The sequence below is a fragment of the Halochromatium roseum genome (assembly GCF_016653315.1).
GTDB classification, from domain to species: Bacteria; Pseudomonadota; Gammaproteobacteria; order Chromatiales; family Chromatiaceae; genus Lamprobacter; species Lamprobacter roseus.
This window is the reverse complement of sequence record NZ_NHSH01000054.1, coordinates 46,734-60,640: the sequence shown is the minus strand read 5'-3', so window position 1 is coordinate 60,640 and position 13,907 is coordinate 46,734. Positions and strand designations below refer to the sequence as shown.

Sequence of the window (13,907 nt, the reverse complement as noted above, 5' to 3'; positions counted from 1 at the left end):
ATGAACGACGAGAGCCTGATCAACGAGATCCAAGAGCTTAATCTGACCTATCTCTTGCTGGCACAACGCATGCTCAAGAGCGATCGGGCAAGCGCAATGTTTCGGCTCAAGATCCAAGACGAAATGGCGGAGCTACTGTTGTCGCTGAGCGCGCGTCAGCTCGCTAAACTATCTCGTACGAATCAGTTACTTTGCCGCTTCGGCTACGAAGATGCCGAGCAGCTGCGCATTGTGACGCATCAGCAGCGTGAACAGGACCTCTGTGGCTTGCACGCATCGCTCCTGATGGCGTCGCGCCAGCACAACGAGCCCGATGAAACGGGGAATTAGGCCATGTCACCCAAGAGTCCGGTCACCGAAATGCATCAAGTGCAGCTCGCCATCGAGCTCATCGAACTCGGTGCCCGCCTGCAGGTCTTGGAAACCGAGACCGATCTCAGCCGCACCTGCCTGACGAAGCTCTACAAAGAGCTTCGCGGCAAGTCACCACCGAAGGGGATGCTGCCGTTCTCAACCGACTGGTTCATCACCTGGCTACCCAACATCCATGCCTCGCTGTTCATCAATGTTCACCAACGCTTGCGGGAGGACTATGGCTGTGACCGCATCGATGCCTTTGTGCGGGCGTTCAGGCTCTATCAGGAGCAGGTACGGATCAGTGGCCAAGAGACAGTGCTCGGCCTTACCCGCGCCTGGACGCTGATGCGATTCTTCGAGAATGATCTGCTACAGTTGAAGGGTTGTACGCGTTGCGGTGGTCAATTCATTGTTCATGCCTATGCACCCGTTCAGGACTATGTCTGTGGCATCTGCCACCCACCCTCTCGGGCCGGCAAGACAATGCGGCGCGCCGCCGCACCAGTGCTCAAGGCGAACTGAGCCAGCAGCCATCGTGGCTAAGCAACAAACCCGTGCGCATGACGCGCTCGCGAGCCGGGCCTAGGGCGTCTATACCAGGATGGCAAAGAAGACGGACAGGCGTGTATGACAGACTGGTCTGATTCCAGTCGCTAGTTCGGGAACAGGAAACGCGGATGGACATCACCGATTTCTACGATACCTTCTTCGAGGAAGCAGAAGAGCTGCTGACTGACATGGAGCGCTATCTGCTCGAACTCAATCTCGAGGAGCCTGATGCGGAGCAGCTCAACGCTATCTTCCGAACCGCCCATTCGATCAAGGGCGGTGCCGGGACCTTTGGCTTCGAGGCACTACAGAAGACCACACACCTGTTTGAGAATCTGCTCGACCATGCTCGCCATGGCGAACTGAACCTGCGTCGGGACATTGTCGACATCTTTCTGGAAACCAAGGATATGCTGAATGATCAGCTGACGGCCTATCGCAATGGCGAAGAGCCGGACCAAGAAGCCTTCGAGCGCATCTGCAAGACCCTGCAACAGCTCGCCGAAGAAGAGATCAAGGCCCGCGGCGATGGCGGCGATGGCAGCCCCGGCGAGCCGGTCAGCCAACCTCAAGCGCAGACGCGCGAAGAGGAGACTGAGACCGCCAGCGAAGGCGAGTCGGCGGAATCCTTGCTCATTGCCCTGCTCGGAATCAGCGAAGAAAATCGCGCGCTTCTGGTCGAGGAGCTTGAGCAGTTCGGCACGATTATCGCCCAATCCGGGGATACCACAAGGTACGAGGTCGAACTCGAGACGACAACCAGCGCAGCCGACATCGAGTCGGTCATGTGCTTCATCATCGAGCCAGAACAGATCGAGACGCGAAGCGCAAAGCCATCCGCCGCGGCCGAAGACACTTCGCCAGCATCGGAACCAGATGCGCCAAAGGCCACATCCGAGCCCAGTGCGCCCGCCGAGGTCTCCGAACCAACGTCACCGAGCCAGCAGACCACTGCACCTGAACTGGCGCAGCCGGTAGCGCCGCAAAAGCCGACGGAGCCAAAAAAGACGGCGAGTAAGCCACCGGCCAAGCCCAAGGGGGGAGCAGAGAGTTCGTCGATCCGCGTCTCGGTTGAGAAGGTCGACCAGATCATCAACCTGGTCGGCGAACTCATCATTACCCAGTCGATGCTTGATCAGACCGTCAGCCAGCTTGACGGCGTCAGCAATGGCTCACTCGTCAATGGCATGAGTCTGCTGCAGCGCAACGCCCGCGATTTGCAAGAAGCGGTCATGTCGATTCGCATGATCCCGATGGATTTCGTCTTCAGTCGATTTCCCCGCGTGGTCCGCGAGACCTCGAGCAAACTTGGTAAGCAGATCGATCTGCACACCGAGGGCGAATCGACCGAACTCGACAAGAGCCTGACTGAACGCATTATCGACCCACTGACGCATCTGGTGCGCAACAGCCTCGATCACGGCATTGAAACGCCAGAAGAGCGCGAGGCCCTAGGCAAACCGCGGGTTGGCAATCTCACCCTCTCCGCCCGGCATCAAGGCGGCAATATCATCATTGAGGTGAAAGACGATGGCGCTGGCCTGAATCGCGACAAGCTGCTTGCAAAGGCTCGCGAGAATGGCCTTGGCGTCTCCGATAGCATGACCGATGACGAGGTCTGGCAGCTCATCTTCGCCGCTGGCTTCTCGACTGCCAAGGAGGTCACCGACGTCTCCGGGCGTGGCGTCGGGATGGACGTGGTCAAGCGCAACATCCAGGGCCTGGGCGGCAGCGTTCAGATCATGTCGACCGCGGGGCAAGGGACGACCATCCGCATTGTTCTACCGCTCACCTTGGCGATTCTCGATGGCATGTCGATCAAGGTCGGCGACGAGATCTTCATTCTGCCGCTATCGACGGTACTACAGTCGTTGCAGCCGACAAAGGCCGATCTCTACGAGATGGCCGGTGAAGACCTGGTATTACGGGTTCGAGACGAGTACCTGCCCGTCATCGCGGTGCATGACGCACTCGACGTGGCAGGCGCCCAAACCGATCCATTGCGCTCCATTGCTGTTATCGTCCAAGGCGAGGGACGACGCTATGCCCTGCTCATCGACGACCTCATCGGCCAACAGCAGGTCGTGGTCAAGAACCTTGAGACCAACTACCGCAAAGTGCCAGGCGTATCAGCGGCAACCATCCTCGGCGATGGCCGTGTGGCGCTGATCCTCGACATTGCCGGACTCCATCAACTGAGCCAGAGGAAGAAGGAAGCCCGTCAGACAAGCCTCGACACGTCCGCTAAACCCCTTCCCACATCAACGGAGGTTGCCCTCTCATGAGCCGTCTAACGAGCGACGCCCTATCTGCAACAGAGGGCGAGAACCAGCAGTTTTTAGTCTTCTCACTCGGCGAGGAGGAGTATGCGATCGACATCCTCAAGGTTCAGGAGATTCTCGGTTACGAGAATGTCACACGCATCGCCAACGCCCCCGATTTCATCAAGGGTGTGACCAATCTGCGTGGGGTCATCGTGCCCATCGTCGACCTGCGGATCAAGTTCCATCTGGACAAGGTTGAATACGGCGGTCAGACCGTAGTGATCGTAGTCAATGTCTTCGACCGGATCGTTGGCATCGTCGTCGATGGCGTCTCAGACGTCATGACGCTGACACCGAATCAGATCAAGCCCGCGCCCGAACTCGGTATGAGCATGTCATCGGATTTCCTCAAAGGCCTCGGCAGCTTGGAGAATCGCATGCTGGTCCTGGTCGATATCGACAGACTCCTGACCAGCAAGGAGATGGCCCTGGTCGAACAGGTCGAACAAATCGAACAGGTCGCCGGGTGAAGCATTGCCGGAGACAGGACCCACGGCCGAAGCCGGTCGCGGAGCACGCCCGCTACAAGCGCTGAGCGATCGCTTGTCGGACATGAGCATGCGAACGAGCTGGGCGCTGGTGCTTGGCGCCTTCCTGTTGCTGATCACGGTGCTCAGCCTACTCGGTTTCTTTGTACTCGCTCAGGCTGAGAGCACAATCGTCCTGCTGGCACCCCAGTCGGGCGAGGCCGGCGCGCAACTGCTGCAGGCCTTCTCGGCACTCGCCGATCATGCCCGTTTGATCATCATCTGCGTGCTTGTGATGGCGCTGCTCACCGCCGCAGTGGTGTTTTGGGGCGTGATCGCCAACGTCCTAGAGCCGCTGCAAAAGGTCGTTGCTGGCTTCGACGCGATGGCTTATGGCGACCTTTCGGTGCCGCTCGAGCGCTTCGGCCGTAACGAGCTCGGCCAACTCAGTGCCGCGGTCAGGGCCCTACAGCAGCGTTTGTCCCGAACCGTGGCGCTGGTTCGCATGAGTAGTGACGCCGTCCATCGCGGCGCCCAGCACATCGCGAGCGGCAACAATGATTTCTCAGCACGCACTCAAGAGCAAGTCGCCAAGCTCAAGAAGACAGCTTCACAAATCGCCACATTGTCGGCAACCGTGAGGCAACATGCAGATCAAGCGCGGCAAGCTCGCCACGTCACGGAGAGCGCGGCACGCACCGCCTGCACGGGTCGCGAGACCGTTAGCGATCTCGTCGCGACCATGGGCGAGATCAACCAAGGCGTGCAGCAGATGACCAAGGTCGTCGAGCTTATCGACAGGGTCGCTTCCCAGGCCAATCGCATCGCGCTGCTTGCCTCGGTTGAGGCCGCCCAGACAAGTGAAAGCGGTCACGGCTTCGGCATGATCGCACGCGAGATGAGAGACCTATCGAAACGCAGCGCCGACGCGACTCAAGTGATTCGATCCCTGATCGAAGCCTCGGTCACGGGCGTCAACACCGGTCTCGCGCAAGCGGATCAGGCCATGCAATCCATCAATGCCATTGTCTCGGCGGTCAATCAGGTCAATACCCTGATGGATGGGATGACTTCGGGCTCAAGGGATCAGAGTCAGGGTATCGAGCAGCTCAATCGCGCCATTGCGCAGATGGATCAGGTCACCCAGCGCAACGCGGATTTGGTGCGGCAGGACGCAAAAGCCGCGGATCAGGTCGAAGCCGAGGCAGGACGGCTGAGAAAGGCCGTCTCCGTGTTCAAGCTCGCACCCGAGGTCGAGCAAGGCTTTGCGGCCAATCGTTATGACGCAGCCGCCGAATGGATGCAAACGCTCACGCCAGAAGATCTTGCTCAGGCCAGTCGCAGCAAAGCAAAGCGTCGTCGCGCCGCTTAGGCAATCCTTGGCAGGCCGCATCAAGACATCGGCTACCTCCTATTTCCGCTCATCGGCAATCTGTCGAACCCAAACGAGGAGTTCGGCAATCACCTGGTAGAGACTCGGCGGAATCTGTTCGTCGAGATTCAGATTCATCAAGAGTGCGACGAGCTCGGGAGCATCGTGGACATAGATGCCGTGTCGCTCGGCCTCCTCGATGATCCGCTCGGCGATCTCACCATACCCTTTGGCAACGACACGCGGCGCATCATCGCCATCACGATAGGCAAGCGCAATGGCACGACGCCGTTCGTCGGGGAGCGCCTCGCTCATGGCAGCGTCTCTGGTTCAGGCGGGTCATGATGGAGACGGATTCGAACCTCGGCGAGGTCTAGCGCATCAAGCCGTGACTTCAACCGCTCAACACCTTCGGCGAGCGCAAGACGAACATCGGGATCTCGCGCCATGAGTTCGATATCCAGATGCGAATCACGCAGCCAGAGCTTCACACCAACCTCGCCAAGACCGGCCACCTGCAAGGTCATGTTTGAATGCCACTCGTTCGCGCCAGACTCCTGTTGCTCCTGCTCCTCGTCCGAGCCCCCTCGCTCATCCCGCTTAGCCGGCGGCTGGATCATGAGCGCCATGAAGATACCGGACCAGACATCCCCCTCCCAGCGCAGCACCGGTGCCGCTAATAGCTCGAGCTGATGGCGAACCACGCCCTGCAAGCTCTCATGAATGACTTCGCTACGTTGTAGCCGCGCCGACTGGGTCGCGATTTCCGCATTTAATGCCTGCTGCTGCGCCGCGGCGCTGTTATCGCGCGCCTCTGCACCTGTAGGCCCAGCAACGGCCCCTGAAGACCCTGATGGCGGCGCGGGAGCTGGCAGCGTGCCCGGTGCCGGAGGGACTCCGGGGGCTCCCGCACCCGCAGGAGCCACTGGCGATGCAGACTGCCCACTCAGGCCAGCTTGCGCGGAGCCCGGAGCGGCTTCCCCGCCCTTCGAGAAACCGAGCAAGAAGGCTGGCAAGCTCGTTTTCAGCGGCGTCGGCGGCAAGCTTGACGCGGCCTGGGTGAAGCTCAACGACCGCAACATCTGCGGCTCACGCAGCAATTGCTCACGCGGCAGTTCGCCGCGAAACCAGCGCGACAGATGGGACTCGTAAAATAGACCGCTATCACGCACCGACGACTGTAATCGGTCTGCGACCTGAGCAGGCGCCGGACTCTGACTGCTCGGAAATAAGGGCTGCGCGACACGTAACGCTGACGATGAGGCCGGAAAACGCAGCATCAGATCGGCAATCGAGCGTGCCGAAGAGGTGAAGGTCGTCTGCGTGGAAGGCGGTGGCAGCTTCTCGCCAGCCGGCTGGCGGGCCTGCGTGGTGCGCCCGTCCTGTGGGGCTCGCCCCACCTCGCTGACCGGAGCATGATTGCGCGCATCGAGTCGGGAATCACTGCGGACGGCGGCAAGCGCTCCCGCGGCCGTGATCGGCTTGACCGGCTGGTTGAGGTCGCGGGGGGTTGGAGTATCAACCCGCTTCCCCAACACTTGATGCATCAGGGTATCGATGAGGGTGTTGATGCCACTCACGTCGACTTAAAGCGCTGAGCGGCCTCGATGACCTCCGAGGTCTCCTGATAAAAGCTGTAGGTGCGAGACAAAGCGAGCTGCTGCCTAGAGCCTGAAATCATCTGCGTGAGTTCGTGCCGCCGGTCCATCAAACGCTGGCGAATCTCCTGATCCGACTCGAGCAGCTGCTTGAGCAGTTCGGCTTTGCGACCGTCGGCTTCTTGACCGAGGAGCATCGGTTCATCATCGAAATGGCGGAGTGTTTCGACCTGGGCAAGGTAACTGCTCTGGAGATCGATCAGCGCCTCCCAGTCAGCCTCACGGGCCGATTTGAGCATCCTTCGTGAGCATGCCAACAGCCCTTCATACACAGCCAGCAGCTCCTGCTGACGAGTCGCGGCACCGGACCCGGTTGGCGTCTTAAGCGTCAGCGTGGCGACCATGTTCGTTTAGGCAACAGCGGTCTGCGTCTGCTGCTCGCCGATCTCACGCCAAGCTGCCGAGACATCCTCAAGTAACGCCTCTGCCTCATCCAGGCTTTTTTCATCATTGTGCAAATTAGCGGCCAGCAACAGGCGGCTGATGTAGTCGTACAACGATGCCAAGCGCTCGGCAATCTCGCCACCACGCTCCGCATCCAGAGCGGCAGCCAAACCATTGTTGACGATATCCATCGCCTTAGAGATCGCTTTGCCTTTTTCCGGAATATTGCCGTCCTGCATTTGGATGCGGGCCGCGCGAATCGAGGCGATTGCGCCGTCGAACAGCATCGTAATCAGCTGGTGTGGGCTGGCTGACATGACCCCACTTTCCACTCCCACTCGGGCATAGGCGCCGGCCCCTCGGCCATAGGCTGTTGCTCCACGCATCACATTCATCGTTTTGGCTCCCCTCTTGATCAGGCTGTCGGCAGACCGCTCGCGATTAATTATCTCTGCCGAGCATTGAATTTAGATTGTCAAACTGTTGCGTCAGGTAGGTGCTGGTCTGATTCATCTGCGCGATCATCGAGTCGAGCTGCCCAAACTGAACCCGATAGCGCTCGATCTCACGCTCAATCGAGATTTCCATGCGGGCTGAGCGTTCATCGAGGCTGGTGATCCGCGATTCCACACCGCTTCGAGCGCTCCCCAGCAAACCGCGATCATCGAGCACCTGATCGAGCATCTCGCTCAGTGCGCCGGCAAAGCCTCCCGCTTCAGTGTCCCCAGCGAAAAACGTGGTGAGTGCCTGCCGCTGATTGACAACCGCATCGTCGAGCTTTTCTGCATCAATCTCGAGCGTCCCGTCGCGTTGCAGACTGATCCCGATATCGGAGAGCGTACTGAAGTCACCGCCAGAGACGATGCCACCGAGCACACCGCGCAGCCGCGAATCGATGGTGCGCAACGCACTGTCCCCGAGCAACTCGCCAGCGGCACCCGTCTCAGCATTGAAGCTGGTGAGATCAGCAGTGGTCTCTTTCAAGGAGTTGAAAGCATCAACGAATCCGCTGATCGCATCGCGCACGGCAAAATTGTCGCGCTCGACGATGACCGTTGAATTAGCTGACTCGCCCTCTTCGGCCAAGCTCAGGGTCACACCTTGAATGGCGCCTTCGACCTGGTTGCTCTGGCTGGTGATGCCGATGCCGTTGACGGTCAAGGTCGCGTTCTGGGCAGCGACGGTTTGCGTCATTTTATTAAGGTTAGGATAAGGGTCAGCAGGATCCGCAGGAACGTCAGCGATATCGAAAGACAGCTTGTCTTGGTCACCGTCAGGATCCAAACCATCATCTATCGTAAAGCTGACCGACGAGATCTCCGCATCCTCACCGGTCTCGTTGGTGCTGAGCACTAAGCGGTACGGATTATCCGCGCCATCGTTGACAATGCTTGCGGTGATCGATGAGCCTGCGGCATTGATGCTGTCGCGGATGTCTTCAAGGCTCGCCCCCTCAGCAACTGACACATCCAGAGAATCGCTGCCGCCGGCCTGGATGCTGAGAGTTCCTTCCGCGAATGTTTTGCCCTCAGCAAAACCGCCGGTTGCAATACTTTGGGCGCGCGCCAGTGTGGTCACACTGACATCATAGCGACCCGGCACAGCGTTAGAATCCGCTGCCGAGGTCACGCTGGTACCGGTAACGCTACTGGAAAGGCTTCCAAACAGCGCGCTGCCATTGAGTGTATCAGCCGCCGACTGCAAGGACGAAAGCGCCCCTTGCAGCTTGCCATAGGCCGAAAGCTTCGCCTGTTGAGCCTCTTTCTGCTGAGCGATCGGCTGAAGCCGACCGCGCTCGGCGTCGCGTAGCTGATCGAGTAATCCGTTGAGATCAAGCCCTGAACCGATGCCGAGCGAAGTGATAGTTGACATGACGGCTCCTCGTGTCGTGTTCTGGGAGTATGCCTGGCTAGCGATCGAAGGCTGGCCAAAACGCCCGCCCCTGCGAGCAACTCCCTCCTAAGGTTAGTAGGATTATCGGCAGCTGCCATCCGGACTTTAGGCGAAAACCGTGCCGCCGCGGCCAAGTGGGACATGAGACAGTGGGCCATGAGACAGTGGGCCATGAGACAGTCAGCCATGAGATAAGGGTCAGAGCGAAACCACCATCTCCTCCAACGGCTTGCCGAGCTTCAGCACGGCCTCGTCACGCAACACCTCGCCGAGCGAGTCATCGGGTGGCTTTACCGCATCCGTCAGCTGCACCTGCAGCGGCCGGCCCTTGGCATCAAGCCGCTGAATCCAAGCCAGCTGCCCGGCCTCGAAGCGGACCAACGAGCCAATCGGCAGAGACCCGAAGGCGCTGATATAACGCTTGAGCCAGCGCTGGTCGAAACGTTCTGACTGATGTGCGAGTCGAGCATAGATGTGCGCCATACTCCGTGCCGGGCGATCGGGCCGCTCTCGGCGCATCGCATCGACCGCGTCGACGACCATCGCCACGCGCGACAGCTCACCGAGCTGATCGCCACTCAGGCCCAGCGGATAGCCACTGCCGTCAAGTCGCTCGTTGATCTCGAACACCACACTCTTTAACACGCTGCTCGCTAACCATTGGCAACGCTCAAAGCTTGGCTCGAGCAGGGCGACATGGGTCGTCAACAGGGCACGCTGCTCTTGATCCAGCTCTGGCGAATTGACGACGCTGTCTGGCAGAAACGCCTTGCCAAAATCGTGCACCATCGCGCACGCAGCCACGGCCTTGCAGGCATCCCGCGGCATCTTGCTCAAGGTCGCCAGGTCGAGCAGATGAACGGCCACCGCAAGGCAGTGACGCACCAACGTGGCCTCTTGAGACAGACACCGGACCGCAAACAAGACGGCCTCGCGATCCTCGTCATGGAGCAGGAGCAGCCGGTCTGCATGTCGCGACAGCTGGACTGGGTCCAACCGATGGTCGCAGGAGAGCTCGAGCAGCTGCGCATCCAAGTAGCCTGCCACACGCGCAAGTCGCTTCGTCATCGGCGTGGCATAGCGTTGGGCATTGCGTCGCGCGACCAGCGGCGGCGCTTTGGGGTCGGTCTGGAACAGCAACGAGCGCAGTAACCCATCGCCGCCACTCGCTGACTGGCGAGCCGATTCGCGCTCGATCTCGCGGACAAGCAGCCACAGTTGGCGTTCTTCCTCGACATTGGGCGTGTTGAACTGGAAGCCAACACTCATGACTTGCCGCTCGATGTTGGTGCTGTAGTGCTTTGCAACACCTTTGATGGCAAAACGCGTGCCGTCAGGGAAGCAGAGTTCGATCTCAAGCGGCTCGGACGCCACCAACATGTTCGCGCTCGAGATGGGCATTTCGACCATGCACCCATCCAGTGAGAGGTTCTTCAGGTCGCCCTGAGAGGTTGTCGCGTCTTCCTGGTCTCTGAGGATGGCGCCAACCTCCATCCCCAGCCGCAGCTTTGCACGGAAGTATTGGCGCCGCTGCAACACCTCTAAGTAGAGCGGGTAATCGCAACGACATCGCAATCGACCTTGCTGCTGCTCGCAGACGGTGATGACCAGCACCGGGGTCCGCAGCATCATGCCCTTAGACTCGCCGACCAACCGAAACGGCTGACCACGCTTCAAAGGACCCGCCAATTCCCGGATCGCGCTGATATCAAGCAGCAGATGATCGCCGAACACCTGCTCGGCGACCAAAACCGGCAACGCCTTGCCGTCGGAATCCTCCATCACCAACGACGCCCCTCCAGGCTCGCTCAGCTGGCCTAGCAAGGTCTCGATCTCGGACGGCTTCTGTACACGCGTGTAGCCATCCTGCGGTTCTTTCATCCAATCCCCCAGCTTGCTACAGACGTGTAGCACGCGCGTCAATTCAGCTTAAGCGCTGTATCGTCTCGAATTGTCCCGTCGGCGAAAAGCGCAATCGGAAGATACCGTGAACGCCATCACGTGTAACGACCTGTCGCAGCGCCGTCGCCGGAAACACGACGCGCCGACCGTCGAGGCTCCAGGTATAGACCTGCTCGGCCCGGCCCTCATAGTGGCTCAGGCATGCCTCGGCGGAAAGCTCGATGACAACATCGACACTTGGCATGGTCGTTATACGGTTGTACCTGAGAAAGCTCGCTCAACAGAGCATAGATAATAGACAGCCTGAGCGACCGGGGCGAAATACATCGAGCGCTTGATCTACATCAGGCAGCCGTGTTCAAGCCCGCCCCCGTATGAACGATGATTGTAAGGGGAAACCTCCACCCCTAGGAGGGGACTGCACGCCGCCTTGTCCGGGAGTACTCCGCGCTATGAAACTGACGATCAAGAGCCGCTTGGCCTTGCTGATTATCATCCTGCTCGCGTTGCTGCTCGTCGTCGGCAGCCTTGGCTTCAACGGCATGCAAGCGTCTAATCGTGCCCTCGAGGGCGTGTATGAGCAAAATCTCAAGCGCTCACAGGATCTGGCCCGTATCGACGCGCTGGTCCGAAACATCATGATGCACCTCTTCCTGGCCTCGCAGCATGCCCCCACCATCGCTGTCAGCGCGCTCCACGATCATCCCGTTTCGATGCATTCGGATATCATCGAGGACAATCGGACCGAACTGACCGACATCTGGAACAGCTACCAGGAGGCTGTCAACAGCCCAGACGGCGAAGGCCTGGCCGAACAGTTCGACACCCTCTACCAAAAGCTTGTCTATAACGCCATCGACCCAGCCGTAGAACTCTATCTGATCGGCGAGTACCCGGCAGCGGATTTCATCGTCTTCATCGAAGGGTTGCCCGTCTATGCGGAATTGAGCACGACCCTTGAGGAGATGGTCGAGCTTGAGCATCAGACAGCCCAGGCCGCATTTCAGCGTGCCGAGGCCAATGCGCTGTTCATGCGCAACCTCATGATCAGCGCTGTGGTGGTCGCGATACTTGTAGGCGCCCTACTCGGCTGGCAGATCATTTTGCGCATCACCCGGCCGCTGACGAACGCGCGGCAGGTGTTCGTGGAGATGTCTCGCGGTAACCTCACAAACCACATCGATGTCCGTGGCAGAGATGAGGTCGGAGAGATGATGTTATCGCTCGCTGATACCCAGGACAAGCTGCGCGACCTGATCATCAACATTCAAGGATCGGTTGAGTCGATATCGACCGCTGCGACCCAGATCTCAACTGGCAATACCGACCTTTCACAGCGCACCGAAGAGCAGGCCTCCAGCCTCCAGCAAACCGCGAGCAGCATGGAGGAAGTGGCGTCAACGGTGAAGCACAATACGGACAATACGGCACAAGCAAACCAGCTTGCGAGCCAGGCCAGCACCTCGGCGGGCACCGGTGGCGAAAAGGCCAAGCAGGCCGTTGGCAAAATGCACGAACTGTCAGAGAGTTCTGAAAAGATCAGCGGCATCATTTCGCTGATTGACGGCATCGCGTTCCAGACCAATATCCTGGCACTGAATGCCTCGGTAGAGGCGGCGCGGGCCGGTGAGCAAGGCCGCGGCTTTGCCGTCGTTGCCCAAGAGGTGCGCAACCTTGCGCAGCGCTCAGCCGATGCTGCCAAGCAGATTCAAGAGCTGATCGAGCTCAATGGCGAGGTCGTCCAGGAGGGACGCGTGCTGGTCGAGGCGGTTGGCGAGTCAATGAATGAGATCGTCACCCATAGCACGAAGGTCTCAGAGCTGATGGACGAGGTCAACCGGGCGTCCAATGAACAAACGATGGCGATCGACCAAGTCAGCGTCGCGATCAGCCAAATGGACGAGGTGACCCAACAGAATGCCGCCTTGGTCGAGCAGACGGCAACCGCCTCAGCGTCACTCGAAGAACAGTCTCGTGAGCTTGCGGATGCGGTATCCTTCTTCAACGTCGGCAAGACGGCGGTGGCCGCGCCAAAGATGGCCCTTCCCGCAGCGACCAAAACCGTCCCGAAACGAGAAACAGCCAAACCCGCAGCGCTCGCGCCTCCACCCAAGGCTCAGCCTGCGCCCAAGAAGCAGCCTGAGCCCGTCACCCACAGCGAAGATGACTGGGAAAGCTTTTGATGTAACCTGACCCACCCTCAGGTTCTCAATCTACATTGAGGATCAAACCGTGATCACCACGACCGCTGCCAGCCCCATCACCCCTATTGCCTATGGAGGTAAAGCGGCTAACGGCAGCGCAGCCAGTTCGCCGGCCACCTGGCGCCCAAGCGTCGAGGCCGCCAAAACCGAGGCTGGGCCGGGTCAGCCCGAACAGATCAGCGGAGAAGGTACGCGCACTCGGGTCGCTGAAGGCGACGCCAGCAGAAATACGCAAAACAACGCCCTCGCGGAGGAACTCACGCCACAAGAGCTGCGCATTGTCGACCAGCTCAAGCAGACCGATCGCGAAGTCCGGCAGCACGAACTCGCTCATCAAATTGCAGGCGGAGCTTATACCGGAAGCGCCCAGTTCCAGTATGAGATCGGCCCTGATGGGCAGCGCTATGCCGTGGCCGGCGAAGTATCGGTCGACTACGGACCCGTCACCGGCGACCCTCGGGCCACCATCGAAAAAATGAACGTCGTGATCAGTGCAGCACTCGCGCCCGCGGAGCCGTCACCGACCGATTACAAGGTGGCCGCGCGCGCGCGGCAATACCTGCTCATGGCCCAGCTCGAACTCAGCCAACAGCAAACGGGAGCCACTAGCCTAATCGCCGAGGATGCTGCGGCTAATGATGACGAGACCGCCAGTGCCGAGCTGGGCCGAGACCGACGGGTCGAGGAATACAGCCGCATAGCGGCGACCACGAGCACCGGCGCCGGGACTGCGCAGGCGAGCTTACGCAGCGTCGCCTGAGGCAGACTGATCTCGCCGCATCCATCAACGCCCGGGT

14 protein-coding genes are annotated in these 13,907 nt (G+C 59.7%); 7 read left to right on the top strand and 7 right to left on the bottom strand.

The window, feature by feature from the left end:
- The 5 genes from flhD (at position 1) to CCR96_RS10955 (ending at position 5,069) form a co-directional block, all read left to right on the top strand.
- Complete coding sequence (gene flhD, locus CCR96_RS10975) at positions 1-330, top strand: flagellar transcriptional regulator FlhD (protein WP_201220171.1); 330 nt, start codon at positions 1-3, stop codon at positions 328-330.
- A gap of 3 nt (positions 331-333) precedes the next feature.
- The gene (gene flhC / locus CCR96_RS10970) at positions 334-879 is read left to right on the top strand and encodes a flagellar transcriptional regulator FlhC (protein WP_201220170.1); all 546 of its coding nucleotides are present in this window, start codon (positions 334-336) and stop codon (positions 877-879) included.
- 155 nt (positions 880-1,034) lie between these two features.
- Positions 1,035-3,191 carry a chemotaxis protein CheA gene (cheA, locus tag CCR96_RS10965; protein WP_201220169.1) on the top strand — a complete coding sequence of 719 codons (2,157 nt, stop codon included), beginning with the start codon at positions 1,035-1,037 and terminating at the stop codon, positions 3,189-3,191.
- Positions 3,188-3,700: a chemotaxis protein CheW gene (locus tag CCR96_RS10960; protein ID WP_201220168.1), complete on the top strand. Its 513-nt coding sequence runs from the start codon at positions 3,188-3,190 to the stop codon at positions 3,698-3,700. Before cheA ends, CCR96_RS10960 begins: the two co-directional genes overlap by 4 nt.
- A gap of 88 nt (positions 3,701-3,788) precedes the next feature.
- The gene (locus CCR96_RS10955) at positions 3,789-5,069 is read left to right on the top strand and encodes a methyl-accepting chemotaxis protein (protein WP_201220167.1); all 1,281 of its coding nucleotides are present in this window, start codon (positions 3,789-3,791) and stop codon (positions 5,067-5,069) included.
- Positions 5,070-5,108: 39 nt separating this feature from the next.
- Here the strand turns inward: CCR96_RS10955 and CCR96_RS10950 are convergent, their stop codons facing one another.
- The 7 genes from CCR96_RS10950 to CCR96_RS10920 form a co-directional block, all read right to left on the bottom strand.
- Complete coding sequence (locus tag CCR96_RS10950; RefSeq protein ID WP_201220166.1) at positions 5,109-5,384, bottom strand: EscU/YscU/HrcU family type III secretion system export apparatus switch protein; 276 nt, start codon at positions 5,382-5,384, stop codon at positions 5,109-5,111.
- Positions 5,381-6,616, bottom strand: a complete 1,236-nt coding sequence (gene fliK, locus CCR96_RS10945) for a flagellar hook-length control protein FliK (RefSeq protein WP_201220165.1) — start codon at positions 6,614-6,616, stop codon at positions 5,381-5,383. The genes CCR96_RS10950 and fliK overlap by 4 nt, the downstream gene beginning before the upstream one ends.
- A 29-nt stretch (positions 6,617-6,645) precedes the next feature.
- Positions 6,646-7,071: a flagellar protein FliT gene (locus CCR96_RS10940; RefSeq protein ID WP_476702835.1), complete on the bottom strand. Its 426-nt coding sequence runs from the start codon at positions 7,069-7,071 to the stop codon at positions 6,646-6,648.
- Between the two features lie 6 nt (positions 7,072-7,077).
- Complete coding sequence (gene fliS, locus CCR96_RS10935) at positions 7,078-7,506, bottom strand: flagellar export chaperone FliS (RefSeq protein ID WP_200250977.1); 429 nt, start codon at positions 7,504-7,506, stop codon at positions 7,078-7,080.
- Between the two features lie 46 nt (positions 7,507-7,552).
- Complete coding sequence (gene fliD, locus CCR96_RS10930) at positions 7,553-8,983, bottom strand: flagellar filament capping protein FliD (protein ID WP_201220163.1); 1,431 nt, start codon at positions 8,981-8,983, stop codon at positions 7,553-7,555.
- 219 nt (positions 8,984-9,202) lie between these two features.
- Positions 9,203-10,885: an HD domain-containing phosphohydrolase gene (locus tag CCR96_RS10925; RefSeq protein ID WP_201220162.1), complete on the bottom strand. Its 1,683-nt coding sequence runs from the start codon at positions 10,883-10,885 to the stop codon at positions 9,203-9,205.
- Between the two features lie 43 nt (positions 10,886-10,928).
- Positions 10,929-11,150 carry a DUF2835 family protein gene (locus CCR96_RS10920; RefSeq protein ID WP_200246581.1) on the bottom strand — a complete coding sequence of 74 codons (222 nt, stop codon included), beginning with the start codon at positions 11,148-11,150 and terminating at the stop codon, positions 10,929-10,931.
- A 208-nt stretch (positions 11,151-11,358) separates the two neighbouring features.
- On the opposite strand from CCR96_RS10920, the gene CCR96_RS10915 reads away from it, so the two are divergent.
- Both CCR96_RS10915 and CCR96_RS10910 read left to right on the top strand, forming a co-directional pair.
- On the top strand, positions 11,359-13,089 hold the full coding sequence (locus CCR96_RS10915; protein ID WP_242518930.1) for a methyl-accepting chemotaxis protein: 1,731 nt from the start codon (positions 11,359-11,361) through the stop codon (positions 13,087-13,089).
- Between the two features lie 49 nt (positions 13,090-13,138).
- A complete protein-coding gene (locus CCR96_RS10910; protein ID WP_201220161.1) occupies positions 13,139-13,870 on the top strand; it encodes a putative metalloprotease CJM1_0395 family protein in 732 nt (243 codons plus the stop codon).
- Positions 13,871-13,907: the final 37 nt, after the last annotated feature.

Excerpts from the sequence above, each read along its gene's own strand:
- flhD (WP_201220171.1), top strand. The coding sequence starts at position 1 with ATGAACGACGAGAGCCTGATCAACGAGATCCAAGAGCTTAATCTGACC.
- flhC (WP_201220170.1), top strand. The coding sequence starts at position 334 with ATGTCACCCAAGAGTCCGGTCACCGAAATGCATCAAGTGCAGCTCGCC.
- cheA (WP_201220169.1), top strand. The coding sequence starts at position 1,035 with ATGGACATCACCGATTTCTACGATACCTTCTTCGAGGAAGCAGAAGAG.
- CCR96_RS10960 (WP_201220168.1), top strand. The coding sequence starts at position 3,188 with ATGAGCCGTCTAACGAGCGACGCCCTATCTGCAACAGAGGGCGAGAAC.
- CCR96_RS10955 (WP_201220167.1), top strand. The coding sequence starts at position 3,789 with ATGCGAACGAGCTGGGCGCTGGTGCTTGGCGCCTTCCTGTTGCTGATC.
- CCR96_RS10950 (WP_201220166.1), bottom strand. The coding sequence starts at position 5,384 with ATGAGCGAGGCGCTCCCCGACGAACGGCGTCGTGCCATTGCGCTTGCC.
- fliK (WP_201220165.1), bottom strand. The coding sequence starts at position 6,616 with ATGCATCAAGTGTTGGGGAAGCGGGTTGATACTCCAACCCCCCGCGAC.
- CCR96_RS10940 (WP_476702835.1), bottom strand. The coding sequence starts at position 7,071 with ATGGTCGCCACGCTGACGCTTAAGACGCCAACCGGGTCCGGTGCCGCG.
- fliS (WP_200250977.1), bottom strand. The coding sequence starts at position 7,506 with ATGAATGTGATGCGTGGAGCAACAGCCTATGGCCGAGGGGCCGGCGCC.
- fliD (WP_201220163.1), bottom strand. The coding sequence starts at position 8,983 with ATGTCAACTATCACTTCGCTCGGCATCGGTTCAGGGCTTGATCTCAAC.
- CCR96_RS10925 (WP_201220162.1), bottom strand. The coding sequence starts at position 10,885 with ATGAAAGAACCGCAGGATGGCTACACGCGTGTACAGAAGCCGTCCGAG.
- CCR96_RS10920 (WP_200246581.1), bottom strand. The coding sequence starts at position 11,150 with ATGCCAAGTGTCGATGTTGTCATCGAGCTTTCCGCCGAGGCATGCCTG.
- CCR96_RS10915 (WP_242518930.1), top strand. The coding sequence starts at position 11,359 with ATGAAACTGACGATCAAGAGCCGCTTGGCCTTGCTGATTATCATCCTG.